The organism is Candidatus Pelagibacter sp. PS_23 (genome assembly GCF_059417905.1).
The window spans coordinates 1,120,317-1,142,173 of record NZ_CM182071.1 but is presented as its reverse complement, the minus strand read 5'-3'; the positions used below and the strand labels follow the sequence as shown (position 1 = coordinate 1,142,173).

19 protein-coding genes are annotated in these 21,857 nt (G+C 32.1%); 16 read left to right on the top strand and 3 right to left on the bottom strand.

Features of this window, described 5'->3' with window-relative positions:
- Position 1: 1 nt before the first annotated feature.
- The 16 genes from sdhD (at position 2) to atpC (ending at position 19,892) form a co-directional block, all read left to right on the top strand.
- Positions 2-328: a succinate dehydrogenase, hydrophobic membrane anchor protein gene (gene sdhD / locus AC5SLY_RS06045; protein ID WP_018413620.1), complete on the top strand. Its 327-nt coding sequence runs from the start codon at positions 2-4 to the stop codon at positions 326-328.
- Entirely contained in the window at positions 328-2,100 is a 1,773-nt protein-coding gene (sdhA, locus tag AC5SLY_RS06040; protein ID WP_011281566.1) for a succinate dehydrogenase flavoprotein subunit, read from the top strand. The genes sdhD and sdhA overlap by 1 nt, the downstream gene beginning before the upstream one ends.
- Complete coding sequence (locus AC5SLY_RS06035) at positions 2,100-2,873, top strand: succinate dehydrogenase iron-sulfur subunit (protein WP_011281565.1); 774 nt, start codon at positions 2,100-2,102, stop codon at positions 2,871-2,873. The genes sdhA and AC5SLY_RS06035 overlap by 1 nt, the downstream gene beginning before the upstream one ends.
- Before the next feature lie 24 nt (positions 2,874-2,897).
- Positions 2,898-4,391, top strand: a complete 1,494-nt coding sequence (locus AC5SLY_RS06030; RefSeq protein ID WP_011281564.1) for a CoA-acylating methylmalonate-semialdehyde dehydrogenase — start codon at positions 2,898-2,900, stop codon at positions 4,389-4,391.
- Between the two features lie 8 nt (positions 4,392-4,399).
- Positions 4,400-5,362 (top strand): malate dehydrogenase, encoded by a 963-nt coding sequence (mdh, locus tag AC5SLY_RS06025; RefSeq protein ID WP_494598739.1) that lies wholly within the window; start codon positions 4,400-4,402, stop codon positions 5,360-5,362.
- A complete protein-coding gene (sucC, locus tag AC5SLY_RS06020) occupies positions 5,362-6,522 on the top strand; it encodes an ADP-forming succinate--CoA ligase subunit beta (RefSeq protein ID WP_271623123.1) in 1,161 nt (386 codons plus the stop codon). The genes mdh and sucC overlap by 1 nt, the downstream gene beginning before the upstream one ends.
- A 1-nt stretch (position 6,523) precedes the next feature.
- Positions 6,524-7,399, top strand: coding sequence for a succinate--CoA ligase subunit alpha (sucD, locus tag AC5SLY_RS06015; protein ID WP_018413618.1), 876 nt, complete (start codon positions 6,524-6,526; stop codon positions 7,397-7,399).
- Between the two features lie 34 nt (positions 7,400-7,433).
- Positions 7,434-10,337 (top strand): 2-oxoglutarate dehydrogenase E1 component, encoded by a 2,904-nt coding sequence (locus AC5SLY_RS06010; RefSeq protein WP_494598738.1) that lies wholly within the window; start codon positions 7,434-7,436, stop codon positions 10,335-10,337.
- A 2-nt stretch (positions 10,338-10,339) separates the two neighbouring features.
- Positions 10,340-11,617: a 2-oxoglutarate dehydrogenase complex dihydrolipoyllysine-residue succinyltransferase gene (gene odhB / locus AC5SLY_RS06005; RefSeq protein WP_271564033.1), complete on the top strand. Its 1,278-nt coding sequence runs from the start codon at positions 10,340-10,342 to the stop codon at positions 11,615-11,617.
- The gene (gene lpdA, locus AC5SLY_RS06000) at positions 11,618-13,018 is read left to right on the top strand and encodes a dihydrolipoyl dehydrogenase (protein WP_494598737.1); all 1,401 of its coding nucleotides are present in this window, start codon (positions 11,618-11,620) and stop codon (positions 13,016-13,018) included.
- Positions 13,019-13,040: 22 nt separating this feature from the next.
- Complete coding sequence (priA, locus tag AC5SLY_RS05995; RefSeq protein ID WP_494598736.1) at positions 13,041-14,996, top strand: replication restart helicase PriA; 1,956 nt, start codon at positions 13,041-13,043, stop codon at positions 14,994-14,996.
- Positions 14,997-15,106: 110 nt separating this feature from the next.
- Complete coding sequence (gene atpH / locus AC5SLY_RS05990; protein WP_018413614.1) at positions 15,107-15,664, top strand: ATP synthase F1 subunit delta; 558 nt, start codon at positions 15,107-15,109, stop codon at positions 15,662-15,664.
- A complete protein-coding gene (gene atpA, locus AC5SLY_RS05985; RefSeq protein WP_006997678.1) occupies positions 15,665-17,200 on the top strand; it encodes a F0F1 ATP synthase subunit alpha in 1,536 nt (511 codons plus the stop codon).
- 3 nt (positions 17,201-17,203) lie between these two features.
- Positions 17,204-18,079: a F0F1 ATP synthase subunit gamma gene (locus AC5SLY_RS05980; RefSeq protein WP_494598735.1), complete on the top strand. Its 876-nt coding sequence runs from the start codon at positions 17,204-17,206 to the stop codon at positions 18,077-18,079.
- Positions 18,080-18,081: 2 nt separating this feature from the next.
- Positions 18,082-19,500, top strand: coding sequence for a F0F1 ATP synthase subunit beta (atpD, locus tag AC5SLY_RS05975; RefSeq protein ID WP_006997680.1), 1,419 nt, complete (start codon positions 18,082-18,084; stop codon positions 19,498-19,500).
- Entirely contained in the window at positions 19,500-19,892 is a 393-nt protein-coding gene (gene atpC, locus AC5SLY_RS05970; RefSeq protein ID WP_018413613.1) for an ATP synthase F1 subunit epsilon, read from the top strand. Before atpD ends, atpC begins: the two co-directional genes overlap by 1 nt.
- On the opposite strand, the gene AC5SLY_RS05965 is transcribed toward atpC, so the two are convergent.
- From AC5SLY_RS05965 to rsfS, 3 genes are read right to left on the bottom strand one after another with little or no spacing between them, the layout of a single operon-like run.
- Positions 19,885-20,361, bottom strand: coding sequence for an RNA pyrophosphohydrolase (locus AC5SLY_RS05965; protein WP_494598734.1), 477 nt, complete (start codon positions 20,359-20,361; stop codon positions 19,885-19,887). The genes atpC and AC5SLY_RS05965 overlap by 8 nt on opposite strands.
- Positions 20,362-21,501 (bottom strand): S41 family peptidase, encoded by a 1,140-nt coding sequence (locus AC5SLY_RS05960; protein WP_018413611.1) that lies wholly within the window; start codon positions 21,499-21,501, stop codon positions 20,362-20,364.
- Positions 21,498-21,848 carry a ribosome silencing factor gene (gene rsfS, locus AC5SLY_RS05955; protein ID WP_494598733.1) on the bottom strand — a complete coding sequence of 117 codons (351 nt, stop codon included), beginning with the start codon at positions 21,846-21,848 and terminating at the stop codon, positions 21,498-21,500. Before rsfS ends, AC5SLY_RS05960 begins: the two co-directional genes overlap by 4 nt.
- Positions 21,849-21,857: the final 9 nt, after the last annotated feature.

The following is a 21,857-nucleotide window of genomic DNA, read 5'->3' as shown; positions in this document are numbered from 1 at the left end:
AATGAACTCTGTAACAAAAAAATGGCTGTTCATGAAAATTAGTTCAGTAATTTTAGTACCTTTAATGATTTGGTTTATTCTAAATTTAGTTTCAATTTTTGATAAAGATTATATTGAGGTTGTTAATTTCTTTACCACTCAACCATCTAAAATTTTAGTTTCTTTAACACTAGTATTTGCTTACTTTTTTTCTGCCCTAAGTATTAGCGAAGTATTTGAAGATTATATTCAGAATGAAAAAATCAAAAATGCCGCAAACAAAGTACTTAATATTTTTGCTATAATAATGCCAATTATAACAATAACTGTAATATTGAATTTAAACTAATGAGCTCATATAAAATAATAGACCACGAATACGATGTCATCGTACTTGGTGCCGGAGGATCAGGTCTAAGAGCTGCTGTTGGTTTAAGTGAAGCTGGTTTAAAGACAGCCTGCATTTCAAAAGTATTTCCAACAAGAAGTCATACCTCAGCTGCTCAAGGAGGAATTTCTGCATCTTTAGGGAATATGGGTGAAGATGATTGGCGTTGGCATATGTATGATACTGTTAAAGGTGCTGACTGGTTAGGTGACCAAGATAGTATTGAGTATCTTTGTAAAGAAGCTCCAGCTGCTGTTATAGAGTTAGAAAAATATGGAGTTCCATTTAGCAGAACTGATGATGGCAAAATTTACCAAAGACCTTTTGGTGGAATGACAAAAAATTATGGTAATGGAATTGTTCAAAGAACATGTGCAGCTGCAGATAGAACTGGACACGCAATACTTCATACTCTTTATGGACAAGCTTTAAAACATAACACTGAATTTTTTATTGAATATTTTGCTTTAGATTTATTAATGAAGGATGGTGAATGCAAAGGTCTTATTGCTTGGAATTTAAATGATGGAACAATTCATAGATTTAGAGCGCACAGCACAATAATTGCAACAGGGGGTTACGGAAAAGCTTATTATTCTGCAACTTCAGCACACACTTGTACTGGAGATGGAAATGCAATGGTTTTAAGAGCAGGCTTACCATTACAAGATATGGAATTTGTACAATTTCACCCAACAGGAATTTATGGGCACGGAACTTTAATTTCTGAAGGTGTTAGAGGTGAAGGTGGATATTTAGTTAATTCAAAAGGTGAAAGATTTATGGAGCGTTACGCACCAAAAGCTAAAGACTTAGCATCTAGAGATGTAGTAAGTAGATCAATGTCAATTGAGATTAACGAAGGAAGAGGTGTGGGTAAAGAACAGGATCATGTTCATTTACACTTAAGTCATTTAGACAAAAATATTATTGAAAGTAGACTTCCAGGAATAACGGAAGCAGCAAGATTATTTGCAAATGTTGATGTAACTAAGGAGCCAATACCAGTAGTGCCCACCGTTCATTATAATATGGGAGGTATCCCAACAAACTATAAAGCTGAAGTATTAACAGGAAATGATTCTGAAACAGTTCCAGGATTAATGGCAATTGGTGAGGCTGCCTGTGTTTCTGTTCATGGAGCAAATAGATTAGGATCTAATTCTTTAATTGACCTAGTTGTATTTGGAAGAGCTGCAGCCAAGAGAGCTGCAGAACTTGTAAAACCAGGAACTCCACACGAGGATATAGGAGAGGCTGAAACAGAAAAATGCTTAGAAAGATTTGATAAATTAAGAAACTCTAACGGTGAAAATAGTACAGCAGAACTTAGACTTTCAATGCAGAAAACTATGCAATCAAAGTGTGCTGTTTTTAGAACAGAAAAAACGCTTAAAGAGGGTGTTGATAATATTAGAAAAGCATACGATGGAATGGAATCAATTTCTGTAAAAGATAAGTCACTTGTTTTCAATACTGATTTAGTGGAAACATTGGAATTTGATAATTTGATTAGACAAGCAATTACAACAGTGGATTCTGCTTATAATAGACAAGAGAGTAGAGGTGCGCATGCAAGAGAAGATTTCCCAAAAAGAGATGATGAAAAATTTATGCAACACACTATTGCTTGGTGCAATGGAAAAGATTCAAAAATTGGATATAGACCAGTTACTAAAACAACTTTAACAAATGAAGTTCAATACTTTCCACCTCAAGAAAGAGTTTACTAGTGGTTCAAATAAATTTACCTAAAAATTCAGAAGTTCAAAAAGGTAACTATTACCAAGATAAGACTGGGTCAAAAAATATTAGAAAAGTAAATGTTTACAGATGGGATCCCTCAAATGGAGAAAACCCAAGAGTAGATACCTATGAAGTGGATATGGATAATTGTCCTTCAAAAGTATTAGATATTTTAAATAAAATTAAAAACGAAATTGACCCATCATTAGCTTATCGTAGATCGTGTGCACATGGAGTTTGTGGATCTTGTGCAATGAATATGGATGGTAAAAATGGTTTAGCATGTACAAAGCCTCATTCAGAAATTGAAGGTGATATAAATATTTATCCATTACCTCATTTAAAAGTTAAAAAAGATTTAATTGGTGATTTAAGTGGATTATACAAACAGTATGAATCAATCGAGCCATGGCTAAAAACAAATACAAAAGTTGAAACCACTGAGATATTACAAACTAAAGAAGACAGAGTAAAATTAGACGGTGCATATGAATGTATCATGTGTGCATGCTGCTCAACATCTTGTCCAAGTTATTGGTGGAATGGTGATAAATATTTAGGTCCTGCAGTTTTACTTCAGGCTTATAGATGGATAGTTGATAGTAGAGATGATGAAAAAAAAGAGAGATTAAAAAAAGTAGCTGATGAGCTTAAACTTTATAGATGTCATACTATTATGAATTGTACTAATGCTTGTCCAAAGGGATTAAATCCAGCAAAAGCTATAGCTGAATTGAAAAAAATGCTTGCAACAAGCTAATTACCCCTTTAAATAACACCATTCATGAATTTATTAGAACATTTTGTTGGCGGAAAGCTAATTTCAGGCTCTTCTGACAGAAAAAGTAAAGTTTTTAATCCAGCAACTGGTGAACAAGAGTCTGAGGTAAGATTAGCCAGTAAAACTGATCTAGATAAAGCTGTAGAAGTAGCTCAAAAAGCTTTTGAAACTTGGTCTTTAAAACCTTCACTTCAAAGAGCAAGGGTAATGTTTAAATTTAAAGAGTTAATAGAAAAAAATGCCGATGAACTTACAAAGTTAATAGTTTCAGAGCATGGGAAAGTTTATGAAGATGCCAAAGGTTCTTTAACAAGAGGACTAGAAGTTGTTGAATTTGCGTGTGGGATTCCACATTTACTTAAAGGAGAATTTTCAGAAAATGTAGGAACAAATGTAGATAGTTGGTCTATGCGACAACCACTTGGAGTTGTTGCTGGAATTACACCTTTTAATTTTCCTGCAATGGTGCCAATGTGGATGTTTCCTATTGCTATTGCATGTGGAAACACATTTATTTTAAAACCATCAGAAAAAGATCCATCTTGCCCACTAAGATTAGCAGAATTGCTAACAGAAGCAGGACTACCAGATGGTGTTTTTAATGTTGTTAATGGAGATAAAGAAGCTGTTGATGCGATTTTAACAAACAAAGATGTCAAAGCTGTAAGCTTTGTAGGCTCAACACCAATTGCAAAATATATTTATGAAAACTCTGCAAAAAATGAAAAAAGGGTTCAAGCTTTAGGTGGTGCAAAAAATCATTTAGTTGTAATGCCTGACTGTGACCTTGATGGTGCGGTAAATGGATTAATGGGTGCTGCATATGGGTCTGCAGGAGAGAGATGTATGGCACAATCAGTAGCAGTAGCTGTAGGAGATATAGGTGATGAGCTAGTTGCTCGTTTATCAAAAAAAGCTGAAGCATTAAAAGTAGGACCTGGTATGGATAAAACATCTGAGATGGGTCCACTAGTTACCAAAGAACATTTAGAAAAAGTAAAAAGTTATGTTGATCTTGGAGTTGAAGAAGGTGCTAAATTAGTTGTTGATGGAAGAAATATAAAACTTCAAGGATATGAAAATGGTTTTTTTATAGGGGGTTGTTTATTTGATCACGTTAAAAAGGATATGAGAATTTATAAAGAAGAAATATTCGGACCTGTTTTATCAGTCATAAGAGTTAAAACTTTTGAAGAAGCAACAAAGTTAATTAACGACCATGAGTATGGTAATGGAGTAAGCATTTACACAAGAGATGGTGATGCTGGAAGAACGTTTGCTAGTAAAATTCAAGTTGGTATGGTTGGAATTAATGTTCCAATACCTGTACCAATGGCATTCCATAGTTTTGGTGGATGGAAAAGATCATTATTTGGAGATAGTGCAATGCACGGAGCTGAAGGAATTAAATTTTATACAAAGCTTAAAACAGTAACATCAAGATGGCCTTCTGGAATAAGATCTAATGCAGAATTTGTCATGCCAACAATGAAATAAGGAGAGAAATGAAAAAAATATCTTTAATAGGAGCAGGTCAAATTGGGGGCACTCTTGCTCACTTAATAGGAACTAAAGAAGTAGCTGATGAGGTGGTACTTTTTGATGTTGCAAGTGGCATAGCTAAAGGAAAAGCTTTAGATATAGCGCAATCTTCTTCTGTTGATGGTTTTAATGTAAAATTTTCAGGTACAGATAATTATGAAGATATAAAAGATTCAGATGTAATAATAATCACTGCAGGTGTACCAAGAAAACCAGGAATGAGCAGAGATGATTTATTAGGTATTAATTTAAAAATTATTAAACAAGTAGCAGAGGGTATTAAAAAAAATGCACCCAATGCATTTGTAATATGCATTACAAATCCACTAGACGTTATGGTGATGGCCTTTCAAAAATTTTCAGGCTTACCAGCAAATAAAGTAGTTGGAATGGCAGGAATTTTGGACAGCTCAAGATTTAAATTATTTTTATCTCTAGAGCTTAATGTTCCGGTAAAAGAAATTGAAGCAATGGTTATGGGAGGTCATGGAGACACAATGGTTCCCCTACCAAGATTTACAAAAGTTTCAGGTAAACCATTATTAGACTTAGTTAAAGAAGGAAAAATATCTCCAGAAAGGTTAGAAGAAATTAATCAAAGAACTAGAGATGGAGGAGCTGAGATTGTTAAATATCTAGAAAAAGGTTCTGCATTTTATGCACCAGCAGCTTCAGGTGTACAAATGGCAGAAGCATATTTAAAAGATGAAAAAAAATTACTTCCATGTGCAGTTCATTTAAATGGTGAATATGGAGTTGGTAATGTTTATGCTGGTGTACCAGTAATAATTGGTAAAGATGGTGTTGAAAAAATAGAGCAAATAGATTTAGATGAAAAAGAAAAAAAAGAATTTATGCACTCTATAGATGCTGTGAAAGCATTATGGGAAGCTGCATCTAAAATAGATCCAGATCTTTCTAAATAATGAATATTCACGAACACCAGGCCAAGCAAATTTTAAAAAAATATGGAGCGGTAGTTCCTGAAGGAGTTTTTGCTTTTACAGTTGATGAGTTGATTGAAAAAGCAAAATCATTAAAAACAGAAAAATTTGTTTTAAAAGCACAAATTCATGCTGGTGGACGAGGTAAAGCTGGAGGTGTAAAAATTTTAAACACAATTGATGAATTAAGTGTTGCTGCAAAAGAATTGCTTGGAAAAACACTCGTAACACATCAAACTGGCCCAGCAGGAAGAGAAGTAAAAAGATTATATGTAGAAGAGTCCTCTAATATTGATAAAGAATTTTATTTATCTTGTTTAGTAGATAGAGCAAGTTCAAAAATAGTATTTATATCCAGTGATCAAGGTGGAATGGACATTGAAGAAGTTGCAGAAAAAACTCCAGAAAAAATTATAACAACTAAAATAGATATTACTGATGAAATTTCTGATGCTGACTGTGAAAAAATAATTGCAATTTATGCTTTAGCAGATGATGCAAAAAAACAAGCAATAGCGCTGATAAAATCAGTATATAAAATGTTTTTAGGCACAGACGCCAACATGGTTGAAGTTAACCCACTAATATTAACTAAAGAAAAAAAAATAATTTGTTTAGATGCAAAAGTTAATTTTGACTCTAATGCTTTATTTAGACATCCTGAGATAATCGAGCTTAGGGATTTAAATGAAGAAGATCCCACAGAAATAGATGCGAGTAAACACGATCTTGCTTACATAAAGCTAGATGGAAGCATTGGCTGCATGGTCAATGGAGCAGGTCTTGCAATGGCAACAATGGATATAATTAAATTATATGGTGAAGAGCCAGCAAATTTTTTAGATGTTGGAGGAGGAGCTTCAAAAGAAAAAGTTTCAGCTGCTCTTAAGATTATTCTTTCGGACAAAAATGTTAAAGGCATATTAATAAACATTTTTGGGGGAATTATGAGATGTGATGTCCTTGCTCAAGGTGTTGTTGATGCTGCCAAAGAAATAAATATAAGTGTTCCATTAGTAGTTAGACTTGCAGGAACAAACTTTAAAGAAGGAAAAAAAATTTTAGATAATTCAGGATTAAAATTAATTTCAGCAGAAAATTTAGATGATGCTGCACAAAAAATAGTAGAGGCTATAAAATAGAATGTCAGTTTTAATTGATAAAAATACAAAAGTTATATGCCAAGGTTTTACAGGTACACATGGAACTTTTCATTCAGAACAAGCATTAAAATATGGAACTAATCTTGTGGGTGGAGTTACTCCAAAAAAGGGAGGACAAAAACATCTTGACCGTCCAGTATTTAATACTGTAGCTGAAGCAAAACAAGAAGTTGGCGCTGATGCAACTATGATTTATGTGCCAGCAAAATTTGCAGCGGCAGCTATTATAGAAGCAATTGATGCATCCATTGAGCTTATAGTTTGTATTACCGAAGGTGTACCAATTCAAGATATGCTTCGTGTAAAACAAAAACTAAATAATTCAAAAAGCAGATTGATAGGACCTAATTGTCCAGGAATAATTACTCCTGATGAATGTAAGATTGGGATTATGCCTGGAAATATTCACAAGAAAGGTTCTGTGGGAATTGTTTCAAGATCAGGAACTTTAACTTATGAGGCAGTTGCACAAACAACTGAAAATGGATTAGGACAATCTACTTGTATAGGAATTGGTGGAGATCCGATAAATGGAACAAACTTTATTGATTGTTTAGATTTATTTTTAAATGATACAGAGACGGAATCTATTCTTATGATTGGTGAAATTGGCGGTTCTGCTGAAGAAGAAGCAGCTGAATTTGTTAAAAACCATAAAATAAAAAAACCTATGGTTGGATTTGTTGCTGGAATAACAGCACCTCCAGGAAGAACAATGGGTCATGCAGGAGCTATTATTTCAGGTGGTAAGGGTGGAGCAGAAGATAAGATAAAAAAAATGGAAGAATGTGGAATTACAATTGCAAAATCACCATCAGAACTTGGCAAAACATTATTTAACAAATTATCTAATTGAAAATTATTTATCTGATATTATATCAATAGAATAGATGTCATCATCAAAAAATCTCGAATTCGAAAAAACTTCATTTCTTAGCAAGTCTAACAGTGCATTTATAGAGCAAATGTATTTAAAGTTTATAAATAAAGACAAAGATCTTCCTGAAAGCTGGAAAAATTATTTTGAGGGTATGAGTGAAGATTTAAGTATGATTGCCAAAGAAATTAATGGTCCATCATGGAGTATAAAAAAAAAAATTGATATTGATGAAGTTGAAAAAAGGACTGAAGAAGGTGAAAAAAAACTTTCTAATGAAGGCAACATTGCAAAAGTTAATTCAAAAGATTTAGTCAAAAGCAATATTAACTCAATTAGAGCTGTTGCGTTAATTAGAGCATATAGACAAAGAGGACATTTATTAGCTAAGCTTGATCCTCTAGGAATGATGGAAACAGAATATCTAGATGAACTTCATCCTGAGCATTATGGATTTAAAAAAGAAAATTATGATGAGAAAATTTATTTAGATGGCGTAATTAATAAAGAACACTCTTCTATAAAAGAAATATTAAATTTCCTAAATAAAACTTACTGTGGTCCAATTGGTTATGAATATATGCACATATCAAACCCAACAGAAAGAAAATGGCTTAGAGATAGAATTGAGCAAGATGAGAACTCTCTTCAATTTACGAAAAATGGTAAAGAAGCTATTTTAATGAAACTAATTCAAGCAGAAGGTTTTGAAAAATTTTTACATAAAAAATATGTGGGAACAAAAAGATTTGGTTTAGATGGGGGAGAAGGTTTAATACCTGCGCTAGAACAAATAATTAAAATTGGTGGGCAAGCTGAAGTTAAAGAAGTTAAAATTGGTATGTCCCATCGAGGAAGACTCAATGTATTAGCAAATGTATTACAAAAATCTTATAAAAGAATATTTAATGAATTTGCAGGAGATATTCAAACATTAGGGGAAGAAGGTGCGGGAGATGTAAAATACCATCTAGGGGCATCATCAAATAGAGAGTTTGATGGCAATTCTGTGCATGTTAGTCTTACAGATAACCCTTCACATTTAGAAGCAGTCAACCCTGTGGTACTTGGACAAACTAGAGCAAAACAATTTTTTCACAAAGATAAAGAAAGAAATAAAGTTATACCAATTCTGATACATGGAGATGCAGCCTTTGCTGGACAAGGAGTGGTGGCTGAATGTTTTGCCATGTCTGGTTTACCAGGCCATAACACAGGTGGAACAATTCATATTATTGTTAATAATCAAATAGGCTTTACTACAAGCCCAAGATTTGCAAGGTCATCACCATATCCATCTGATGTTGCAAAAATGGTAGACGCTCCAATACTTCATGTGAATGGAGATGATCCAGAAGCAGTTGTTTATGCAACAAGGATTGCAACAGAATTTAGATTAAAATTTAATAGAGACGTAGTGGTTGATTTAATCTGTTATAGAAGATTCGGACATAATGAAGGAGACGAACCTTCTTTTACACAGCCATTGATGTATAAAAAGATTAGGTCTCACCCCACACCAGTTGAGCTGTATGGGAAAAAATTAGTAAATGAAAATACACTTTCAGAAAGTGAGTTAAGTAAATTTAAAACAGATTTTAAAAATTTGCTTGATGATCAATATAAAAATGCAAAAGACTATAAACCAAAAATAGAATGGTATGAGGGAACATGGTCAAGATATAAACCAGAAAAAGGAAAAGATAAAAGAGGTGTAAGTGGCTATGATCAACAAAAACTTTTAGAAATTTCTGAAAAAATTAATGCAACTCCAGAAAAATTAAAATTACATAAAACTATTGTTAAAATTTTAGATGCTAGGAAAGCATCGGTATCTAATGGAAAAGGTATTGACTGGTCAACTGCTGAAGCACTAGCATTTGGATCATTGTTAGAAGAAGGTTATCCAGTAAGATTAGTTGGACAAGATTCTGGTAGAGGAACATTTAGTCAAAGACATTCAGTTTTGAGGAATCAAGAAGACAACTCTAGATATATACCTTTAAATAATATTTCAAAAAATCAAATGAGATATGAAATAGTTGATAGTTTTTTATCAGAATTAGCAGTTTTAGGTTTTGAGTATGGATACAGTTTAGTTGAACCTAATACTCTAACTATTTGGGAAGCACAATTTGGAGATTTCGCAAATGGAGCTCAAGTAGTTATTGATCAGTTTATTGCATCAGGAGAAAGAAAATGGACTAGAGCATCAGGGCTAGTAATGCTTTTACCTCATGGATATGAAGGTCAAGGACCAGAACACTCTTCAGCAAGACTAGAAAGATTTTTACAACTATGCGCAAATGATAACTTACAAGTATTGAATTGTACAACACCTGCAAATTATTATCATGCTTTGAGACGTCAAATGCATAGAGAGTTTAGAAAACCTCTAATAATTATGACACCAAAATCTTTGTTAAGAAATAAATACTGTGTTTCCAATATAGAAGACTTTAATAAAGATACTTTTTTTCACAGAATCTTATGGGATCATGCACTAGATGAAGAAAATGGATTTATAAAATTAAAAGAAAGCTCAAAAATAAAAAAAGTAATTTTATGTTCAGGAAAAGTTTATTTTGATCTATTAGAAGCGAGAGAAAAATTTAAGAAAGACGATGTAGTATTGTACAGAATTGAACAACTTTATCCTTTTCCAGTAAAAAGTTTAGTAAGAGAAATTAAAAAATATGCAAAAAATGCTAATTTTTATTGGTGCCAAGAAGAACCAAAAAATATGGGGGCATGGTTTTCTGTAAGAGATTATATACAATGGACATTAGAAACTATTAACGCTAATAATACTGAAATTTCTTATATAGGAAGAAGCCCAGACGCGTCTCCAGCTACAGGTTATGCAAAAAGACATCTTGCCCAACAACAAGAAATTATAAAAAAGGTTTTTGAATAAAAATGAGTGAAAAAATTTTAGTACCGGTTCTTGGAGAAAGTATTACTGAAGCGACAGTCGCTAAGTGGCTTAAGAAAGAAGGCGAAACAGTGGTAGCTGATGAGGCAATTGTAGAACTAGAAACTGATAAAGTTAATTTAGAAGTGCCATCTCCAATTGATGGGGTTTTGTCTGAAATAAATTCCAAAGATGGAGAAACAGTCGAAGTAGGTGCTCTTCTTGGTATGATAAGTCAAAATGGAGCTCAACCATCTGAAAAAAAGATAATTACAAAAATTGAACCTAAGAAAACAGAAAATAATGTAGTTAATTTAGAAATTAAAAAAGAAGCTCCTAAAGTTTTTAAAGAACCTGAAGAGGAAGAGCCATTGGTATTAACCAATGAGGTTAAAGAGGAGAAAACCAATTCTTCAAATAAAAATAATGAAATACTTTCGCCAGCAGTTAGAAAAATTGTAGTTGAAAATAAAATTGATTTAAAAAAAGTTAGTGGCTCTGGTAAAGAGGGTAGAGTTCTTAAGGGTGACCTAATTAGTATGATGGGAGAGAACCCTCAACCATCAGAAAGAAAAATTAAATACGGTCAAGAAGAGAGAATTAAAATGTCTAGGCTTAGACAAACAATTGCAAAAAGATTAAAACAAGCACAAGAAAATGCAGCATTATTAACAACTTTCAATGAAGTTGATATGACTGGCATAATGGAAATGAGAAAAGAGAACCAGGAAGATTTCCAAAGCAGATACGGAATTAAATTAGGGTTCATGTCATTTTTTGTAAAAGCATGTGTTGCTGCACTAAAAATGTATCCATCAGTTAATGCTGAAATTGATGGAGATGAAATTATTTATAAAAATTATTATAATATGAGTTTTGCAGTAGGAACTGAAAAAGGATTAGTAGTACCAGTATTAAGGGATGCAGATCAATTGTCATTTGCTGATATTGAAAAAAATATTAAAACTATTTCTGAAAAAGCGAGAGATGGAAAAATAACCATAGAAGACCTTCAGGGTGGAACTTTTACAATTAGTAATGGTGGAGTGTATGGTTCAATGTTATCTACACCAATATTAAACTTACCTCAATCTGGTGTATTAGGTATGCATAATATAGTCGAAAGACCAATGGTAGTTGATGGTGAGATTAAAATTAGACCTATTATGTATCTTGCTTTATCTTATGATCACAGAATTATAGATGGAAAAGAGTCAGTATCATTCTTAAAAATGGTTAAAGAAAATTTAGAGGATCCAAGAAGGTTATTTTTAAATATTTAAATGTCAGATAAATTTCAAGCAGTAGTAATAGGTGGTGGTCCAGGAGGCTATGTGTGTGCGATAAGATTAGCACAATTAGGACTTAAAACTGCATGTATAGAATCAAGAGGTTCATTAGGTGGAACCTGTTTAAATGTTGGGTGCATACCTTCTAAAAATTTATTAAATATTTCTGAAAATTATCATAAGGCGCAAAATTTTTCTAAACTTGGCATAGAGGTGGGTGAGGTAAAGCTTAATCTTCAAAAAATGATGCAAAACAAGGACAAAGCAGTAACAATTTTAACTAAGGGTGTAGAATTTTTATTCAAGAAAAACAAAGTCACTTACTTTAAGGGTACCGGAAGCTTTAAATCTGCAAATAAAATTTCAATATTAGATGATCAAAAAAAAGAAACTATAATTGAAACAGATAAAACAGTCATTAGCACGGGGTCAGTTCCAGTTGCATTACCAGGTATTGAATTTGATGAAAAAATAATTGTATCTTCAACAGGAGCATTAACTTTAGAAACTGTGCCAAAAAAAATGGTTGTAGTTGGTGGTGGTTATATAGGGTTAGAGATGGGATCTGTTTGGTCTAGATTAGGTGCTGAGGTTCATGTGGTTGAATTTTTAGAGCATATTACTCCTGGTATGGATAGAGAAATATCTACAGAGTTTATGAAAATATTAAAGAAACAAGGAATTAATTTTCATATGCAGACAAAAGTAGAAGGAATTAAAAAAAATGCTAATGGTGCTATAGTTTCAACAACAGATAAAGATGGAAAAAAAACAGATTTTGATTGTGATGTAGTTCTTATATCTGTTGGTAGAAAACCTAATACAACTAACTTAAATTTAGAAGCAATTGGTGTTGAATTAGATCAAAAGAAAAGAATTAAAACTGACAAAACATTTCAAACAAATATTAAGAATGTATATGCTATTGGAGATGTAATTGATGGACCGATGCTTGCTCACAAAGCTGAGGACGAAGGTATTGCAGTTGCAGAAAATATTGCAGGACAATCAGGACACGTTAATTATGATATTATTCCTGGAGTTGTTTATACAACACCAGAGGTTGCTTCAATTGGGAAAACAGAGGAACAATTAAAAGAAGCAAATACTAAATATAAAATTGGTAAATTTTCATTTATGGCAAATTCAAGAGCTAAAGCAATTGATGAAGCAGAAGGTTTTGTGAAAATCTTAGCTGATGAAAAAACAGATAGAGTTTTAGGAGCACATATTATTGGACCTCATGCAGGTGAATTAATTGGAGAAATTGGAGTAGCAATGGAGTTTGGTGCTAGCGCTGAAGATATTGCAAGAACGTGTCATGCGCATCCAACATTCTCAGAAGCTGTAAAAGAAGCAGCTTTATCAGTAGATAAAAGAGCAATACACTCTTAAAGTATTTTCATATTATAAAAATATGAAAGTACCGATTCTTATACCAAATATTTTTAATCATCCATTTACCTATAATTCAGATTTAAATTTAAAGGTTGGAGACTACGTAGTAGTGCCTTTTGGCAAGTCAGAGGTGACTGGAGTTGTATGGGATGATTTTGAAAAAAAAACAAACAAAAATTTTGCTATTAAAAAGGTTTTAAGAAAATTAGATGTTCCACCCTTAAAGAAAAATACAATTAAATTCTTAAATTGGTTTTCTGAATACAATATGACTCCTAAAGGCATGGCATTAAAATTGTTATTATTAAGTAGTGGCGCCATAGAAAAGTTACCAATTGAAGCTTATGAGCAATTCAAAATAGACATCAAAGAAAATGAAATAAAACTTTCTAAAGAGCAAAAAGATTCATTAAAAAAAATGAATGTATTAAATCAAAAATTTAGAGTTCATGTTTTACAAGGCACTACAGGCTCAGGTAAAACAATGGTCTATTTTGAGGCTTTAAAAGAGATAATTAATAAGGGTTTTCAGGGTTTAATTCTATTACCAGAAATCGGATTAACAGGACAATTTCAAAATAAATTTATAGAATTTTTTGGTTTCAAGCCTGCTGTGTGGCACTCAGGAATTACAAAAAAAAATAAAGAAATTATTTGGAGTGGAATAGCAAATGATAAAATTAAAGTTGTAATTGGTGCTCGATCTTCATTATTTTTACCTTTTAAAAAACTAGGATTAATCATTGTTGATGAAGAACATGATCAATCTTATAAGCAAGATGAGGGAGTAACTTATAATGCAAGAGATATGGCAATTTCTAGGGCATCCTTTGAAAATATTCCAATCAATTTAATAACAGCCGTACCCTCTATTGAAACATATGACAATATTAAAAAAGGCAAATATAGTTTATCAAAACTTGATCAAAGATATTTAAATGCATCTTTACCAAAATATGAAATAATTAATCTTAATAATTCAAAGTTAGAATCACAATCCTGGATATCTAGAGAAACAATTGAGAAAGTAAAATTTCATCTTGAAAAAAAAGATCAAGTATTATTTTTTTTAAATAGAAGAGGATTTTCACCTCATGTATTATGTAAAAAATGTTTTACTAGTTATTCATGTCCAAATTGTTCAATAAATTTGGTTTATCACAAAAACAAAAAAAATTTATTATGTCATTACTGTGGATACAAAACTTTACTAAATAGGGACTGCTCAAAAGAAGGAAAATGTGATTTTATTTTTAGTGGGCCTGGAGTTGAAAGGATATCAGAAGAAGTAAAAAAAATTTTTCCTACCAAGGAAACAACTATATTTTCTAGCGATACAATGAATAAAAAAAGTTCAGCAGATGTTTTAGAAAAAATTATAGATAATAAAATTCAAATTTTAATTGGAACTCAATTAATTTCTAAAGGATTTCACTTTCCAAGTTTAAATTGTATTGTTGTTATTGATATCGATTTATCATCACAAGGTCACGACCTAAGAGGTGCTGAAAAGAATTTACAATTATATCATCAACTTTCAGGTAGAGCAGGAAGAACAGGAAAGCCAGCAACCGTTTATTTTCAAACTTATAATTTAGATACCAAAATGATAACAGACATTACCAATAAAGATCCTGATATTTTTTTAGATAAAGAACTTGAAATTAGAAGGGAAAATAACCTTCCACCGTTTCAAAGATTTATTGCCTTAATAATTACTGGTAATAATGAAAGAGAACTTGAAAAAGAGGCTTATAAATTTAAAAATTTTATAGAAAGTGCTGTTGATGGTAGAGTGCTTGGTCCTGTAAATGCACCTATATTTAGATTAAAAAGAAGGTTTAGAGTGAGACTTTTGATCAGGGGTCGAAAATCTCTCAAGGTTCAAAATTCCCTTTCAAAAGTCATTGAAAAATTCAAATTTCCAGCTGGAATGAAACTAACGGTTGATGTTGACCCAATAAACTTCAATTAACAAAGAAAAAACAAGACTTTTAGACAATGTGTGACTTGAAGAGCTAGGAGTCATATGTTAATTAAAACAAAATTTTAATAAATCTTCTAATATTTATAAGGAACAATAAATTGAGCAAAAATAAAGGTTTTTCTGAAACATCAGCAGGTAGATATTCCCTGGCACTTTATGAATTAGCTGTAGAAGCTAATAATTTAAGTGAGATCGAGGTTCATTCTGCTTCAATTATTAATTTAATTACTTCAAGTGAAGATTTTAAATCTTTAATCAAGGATCCAACGAATAACAAAGAAGACCAATTAAATGCTCTAAGTAAAATTTCAGAACAATATAAATTGAATGAATTATTAACTAAATTTTTAAGTTTTCTAATATCTAAAAGAAGATTCTTTTATGTGGATAAAATTCTAAAAAGCTTTGTTGAGACATGTTCAGTCAAAAGAGGTGAATTAAAAGCAGAATTAACTTCTGCAAAAGATCTTACTGAAAATGAAATTAACAATATAAAAGAAGAATTGACTAAAAACTTTAGTTCAAAAATAAAATTAAACTACAAACACGATGCAAGTTTAATTGGGGGTTTGATTGTGCAAGTCGGAAGCACAATGGTGGACACTTCCATTAAAAATAAATTACAACAAATCGAAAATAGGATGATAGAGGCATAAATGGATATAAACCCATCAGAAGTAACAAAGATATTAAAAGAGCAAATTAAAAAATTTGGCGATAAAGCAGAAGTGACTGAGGTTGGTCAAGTTTTGTCAGTAGGAGATGGTATTGCTAGAGTGTACGGATTAGACAATGTTCAAGCTGGAGAGATGGTAGAATTTTCTGATGGATCAAAAGGAATGGCTCTAAACTTAGAAAGTGAAAATGTTGGAGTTGTAATTTTCGGAGACGATAGAAAAATTAAAGAAGGTGACGTTGTTAAAAGAACAGGAAGTATTGTTGATACACCTGTTGGAAAAGAATTATTAGGAAGAGTTGTTGATGGATTAGGAAATCCAATTGATGGCAAAGGTGCTTTAGATAAAGCAACTAAAAGAAGTAGAGTTGAAGTAAAAGCTCCTGGAATTATTCCAAGACAATCTGTTAGTGAACCAATGCAAACAGGCTTAAAATCAATTGACAGTCTAGTTCCAGTTGGAAGAGGACAGCGTGAATTAATTATTGGGGATAGACAAACTGGAAAAACTGCAGTTGCTATCGATGCGATCATTAACCAGAAAAAAATAAATGAATCTGGTGATGAGAAGCAAAAACTTTATTGTATCTATGTTGCTATAGGTCAAAAAAGATCTACCGTTAGACAAATTCAAAAAACTTTAGAAGAAGCTGGTGCAATGGAATATACAACAATTGTTGCTGCTACTGCTTCAGATGCAGCGCCGCTTCAGTTTTTGGCACCATATACAGGCTGTACTATGGGTGAATATTATAGAGATAATGGTATGCATGCATTAATCATTTATGACGATTTATCTAAACAGGCTGTAGCTTATAGACAAATGTCACTTTTATTAAGAAGACCTCCAGGAAGAGAAGCTTATCCGGGAGATGTATTTTATTTACACAGCAGATTACTTGAGAGAGCAGCCAAGCTTAGTGATGAGCATGGTGGAGGTTCGTTAACCGCTCTTCCTATAATTGAAACGCAAGGTGGAGACGTATCTGCTTTTATTCCAACTAACGTTATTTCAATTACGGATGGTCAAATATTTCTTGAAACAGAATTATTTAACCAAGGAATTAGACCAGCGATTAACGTAGGTCTATCAGTTTCTAGAGTTGGATCTGCAGCACAAACAAAAGCAATGAAAAAAGTTTCTGGTTCAATGAAGCTAGAGCTTGCTCAATATAGAGAGATGGCTGCCTTTGCACAATTTGGATCTGATTTAGATGCATCTACACAAAAACTTTTAAATAGAGGTTCAAAACTAACTGAACTTTTAAAACAAAAACAATATTCTCCTATGACAGTTGCTGAACAAGTAATTTCAGTTTTCTGTGGAGTTAAAGGTTATTTGGATGATGTGGAACTTAAAGATATTGCTGAGTTCGAATCTAAGATTATTGAAAAATGTAAATCTGAAAAACCAGAAATTTTAGAATCTGTTTTAAGTTCAGGTAAGCTTGAAGAAGATACTGAAAAATCATTAGTTGATACTATCATGGAACTTAAGAAGAACTTTAATTCTTAAAATATGGCAACACTAGACGACTTAAAAAAAAGAATAGCGAGTGTAAAGTCTACACAAAAAATTACCAAAGCCATGAAAATGGTTGCGGCGGCTAAACTTAGAAGAGCGCAGGAAAATGCTGAAAAGGGAAGACCTTATTCTGAAAAAATGAATAACATTATTCTTAATTTATCTAGTGGCATTTCTGATAAGGAAAATGCTCCTAAGCTTCTTTCAGGAACAGGAGAAGATAAGGTTCATTTATGTATTGTGTTAACATCTGATCGTGGTCTATGTGGTGGTTTTAATACAAATATTATTAAAAAAGCCAAAACATATTTTCAAAAAATATCTGATGAGGGAAAAACTTTAAAAATTATAACCGTTGGATCTAAAGGGTATGATCAATTAAAAAGAGTTTATAAAGATGATATCGTAGAGAGAATGTCTTTTAAAGATTCAAAAACTATCAACTATCTAGATGCTGAAAAAGTGGGAAAAATGATAATTGAAAACTTTGAAAAAGAAGAATTTGATGTGTGTACAATTTTTTATAATAAATTTAAAAATGTAATCACTCAGATACCTCAAGAACAACAAATAATTCCTTTAAAAACATCTGAAGCAGAAGAAAATTCTTCTGAGGATAATTATGAATTTGAACCAGACGAAGATGAAATTTTAAGCAACTTATTGCCTAAAAATATATCTACTCAGATTTTTAAAGCGATGTTAGAAAATTCAGCTAGCGAACAGGGCTCAAGAATGAGTGCAATGGACAATGCAACCCGTAACGCAGGTGAAATGGTTGACAAGCTAACTATTGAGTATAATAGAAGTCGTCAAGCAGCTATTACAAAAGAACTAATTGAAATCATATCAGGAGCGGAAAGTTTATAATTATGAGCAAAGGAAAAATCACACAAATCATTGGAGCGGTAGTAGACGTAAAATTTGATGGAGAACTACCAGAAATTTTATCAGCATTAGAATGTAAAAATGGAGACAACAGATTAGTTTTAGAAGTTGCTCAGCACCTTGGTGAGTCAAGTGTTAGAACAATTGCAATGGATGCTACTGAAGGATTAAAAAGAGGAGACGAAGTAACTGCAACAGGTGCTCCAATCCAAGTTCCAGTTGGTCCAGAAACTTTAGGAAGAATTATAAATGTAATAGGTGAACCTATCGATGAAAAAGGTGAAGTTAAAACAAAAGAGAAATGGCCAATTCATAGAGCTGCACCTGAATTTAGTGATCAGTCAACAGAGACAGAAATTCTAGTTACAGGAATTAAAGTAGTTGATCTATTAGCACCATACGCCAAAGGAGGAAAAATTGGTTTATTTGGTGGTGCGGGTGTTGGTAAGACAGTACTTATTATGGAATTAATTAACAACGTAGCAAAAGCTCATGGTGGATTTTCTGTGTTTGCTGGTGTTGGAGAAAGAACTAGAGAAGGAAATGACCTTTATCACGAAATGATAGATTCAGGTGTTATTAAGCCAGAAGGTCCAGGATCAAAAGCTGCACTAGTGTATGGTCAAATGAATGAACCCCCAGGAGCTAGAGCAAGAGTTGCCTTAACAGGTTTAACTGTGGCTGAATATTTTAGAGATCAAGAAGGACAAGACGTATTATTCTTCGTTGATAACATTTTTAGATTTACTCAAGCAGGCTCTGAAGTTTCTGCACTATTAGGAAGAATTCCTTCAGCAGTGGGATATCAGCCTACACTTGCAACTGACATGGGTAATCTTCAAGAAAGAATTACGACTACTAACAAGGGTTCTATTACATCTGTACAAGCGATTTATGTACCAGCAGATGATTTAACTGACCCGGCACCTGCTACATCTTTTGCTCACTTAGATGCAACAACTGTATTATCGAGACAGATAGCTGAAATTGGAATTTATCCGGCAGTTGATCCTCTAGATTCTACTTCTAGAATTTTAGATCCTAGAATAGTTGGTGATGAGCATTACAGAGTTGCAAGAGAAGTGCAAAAAATTCTTCAAACTTACAAATCTCTGCAAGATATTATTGCAATTTTAGGAATGGATGAATTATCTGAAGAAGATAAATTAACAGTAGCTAGAGCGCGTAAAATACAAAGATTTTTATCACAACCTTTCTTTGTTGCTGAAGTCTTTACTGGTTCTCCAGGAAAATTAGTAGATTTAGAATCTACAATTAAAGGTTTTGCTGCAATATGTAATGGTGAGTATGATCATTTACCAGAAGCTGCATTTTATATGGTGGGCACAATTGAAGAAGCTGTAGAAAAAGCAGAAAAAATGGCGAAAGATGCTGCTGCATAATGAGTGAAGAGTTCAAAATAGAAATTGTAAACCCAGAAAAATCTTTTCTTTCAAAAGAAGATGTAACAGAAGTTGTTGTACCTGCTTTTGAGGGAGAAATGGGGATTTTAAAGGACCATATCTCAATTATTTCATTTCTAAAGCCAGGGATTATTAAAATCTTTTCTAAATCAGGTGAGGATAATTACTATGTTGAGGATGGAATTGTTGAATTTAAGAATAATAATTTATCAGTTCTAACAAGTTCTATTTTTAATATTAAAGATATTGATAAAGATAAAATTAGTGAACTACTTGCTCAAGCAGAAGAAAATTCAAAAAATAGTGACATTACAGATCAAAATAAATACTTAGTTGATCAAAAAATTGATGTGCTAAAAACTCTTAATTAAGAATTTCTTTTACTTTTTCTTTAACATCTTTGTACACATGTAGCTTAAAGTCTACAACTAGGTCAGTTATATTTTCTAGATCAATCCATTTCCATTCACAAAATTCAGGGTGTTTAGTTTTAATATTAATCTCATTATCTTGTCCTAAAAATCTCATTATAAACCACTTTTGTTCCTGACCTCTATATTTACCTTTCCAAATTATACCTAGTAAGTTTTTTGGTAATTCATAAGAGATTAATCCATCACATTCTTTGATTAGTTCAACATTTTTTATACTAGTTTCTTCTTCTAGCTCTCTGTAAGCAGCAGTTAAATAGTCCTCACCCTTATCAACACCACCTTGGGGCATCTGCCAAAAATTTTTTTGATTATCAATCCTTTTTGCAACAAAAACTTTATTATCTTTGTTCAGGACAACAATTCCAACCCCACTTCTAAGAGGTAAATTCACTTTACTATCTGGCATTTATCCGTTGAATAGTTTTATTGCAAAATTCAATTGATTATCAGTTTCAGAGTTAAATTTAAAATCATCCGAACCTTCTGCAACTTCTATATCAGGTGTTACACCTACTTCAGAAATAGATTTTCCTGAAGGGAGATAATATTTTGCAATTGTTAATCTAATAGCACCTCTATTTTTCAAAGGGATTATTGATTGCACAGAACCTTTTCCATAACTATTTTCTCCAAGTATAATAGCTCTTTTGTGATCTTTTAATGCACCAGCTACTATTTCCGATGCTGAAGCTGATCCATAGTTAATAAGTATAATTAGTGTTTTACCATTTGTTAGATCACCTTTTTTAGCAAACCATTTTCTATTCTCTGAAGCTTGTCGACTTCTTGTTGATACAATCTCACCATTTTCTAAAAAAAAGTCTGAAATTTTAATTGCCTGAGAAAGCAAGCCACCTGGGTTGTTTCTTAAATCTAAGATATAACCCTTTAGATCTTTGTTTTTATTTAATTTATTAATTTTATCTTTAATTTGTTCACTGCTATTTTCGTTAAAGGAAGTTAATCTTATATAGCCTATGTTATTATCTATAAGTTCTGATTTTACAGACTGAACCTGAATAACTTCTCTCGTTATATTAAAAATTAATGCTTTTTTTACACCTCTTCTTCTAACTGTTATTTCAATACTTGATCCAACAGGTCCCCTCATTAAGTCTACTGCTTGCATTAATGTTTTGCCTTGGACCTGAGTATTATTAATTTTTACAATATAATCACCAGCTTTTAATCCTGCTTTTGATGCTGGAGTATTATCTATTGGTGATATTACTTTTACAACACCTGCTTCCATGCCAACTTCAATACCAAGCCCACCAAACTCTCCACTAGTTTCAGTTTGCATACCCTCAAAACTTTCAGGTGTCATATATGCAGAATAGGGATCAAGAGATTGCAATAAACCATTTATGGCTGAGTCCATACTTTTTGATTGATCAACTTCATCAACGTATTCTTTGCTAATTTTTTCAAGAACCTCACCAAACAAATCAATTTTTTTATATAAGTCGGTGTTTTCAGAAAAACTTTTTTGAAAAGTAAATAATAGTATTATAAAAAAAAGAAAAAATCTTTTAGTCAAAATCATATCATCACTTTTTCTTTAGGAATGATTTCTGACCATATTTTTTCTAATTCATAAAATTTTCTTTTATCAGGATGAAATATATGAACAATCAAATCTATACCATCAACTAATTTCCAATCACCACTTTCTTTTCCTTCAATCTTAGAATTTTTTATTCCATTGGTCTTTAATTTTTCTAGCACCATTTCAGATAAAGCTTGAATATGTCTAGAAGAAGTTCCGCTTGCTATAATCATATAGTCAGCCATTGAACTTTTATTTTTAAGATCTATTGAAATAATATCTAGGGCTTTATTAGAATCTAGGGTTTTTAGGATTAAATCTTTAAGGTATATGTTTTTTTCCATTAATTTATT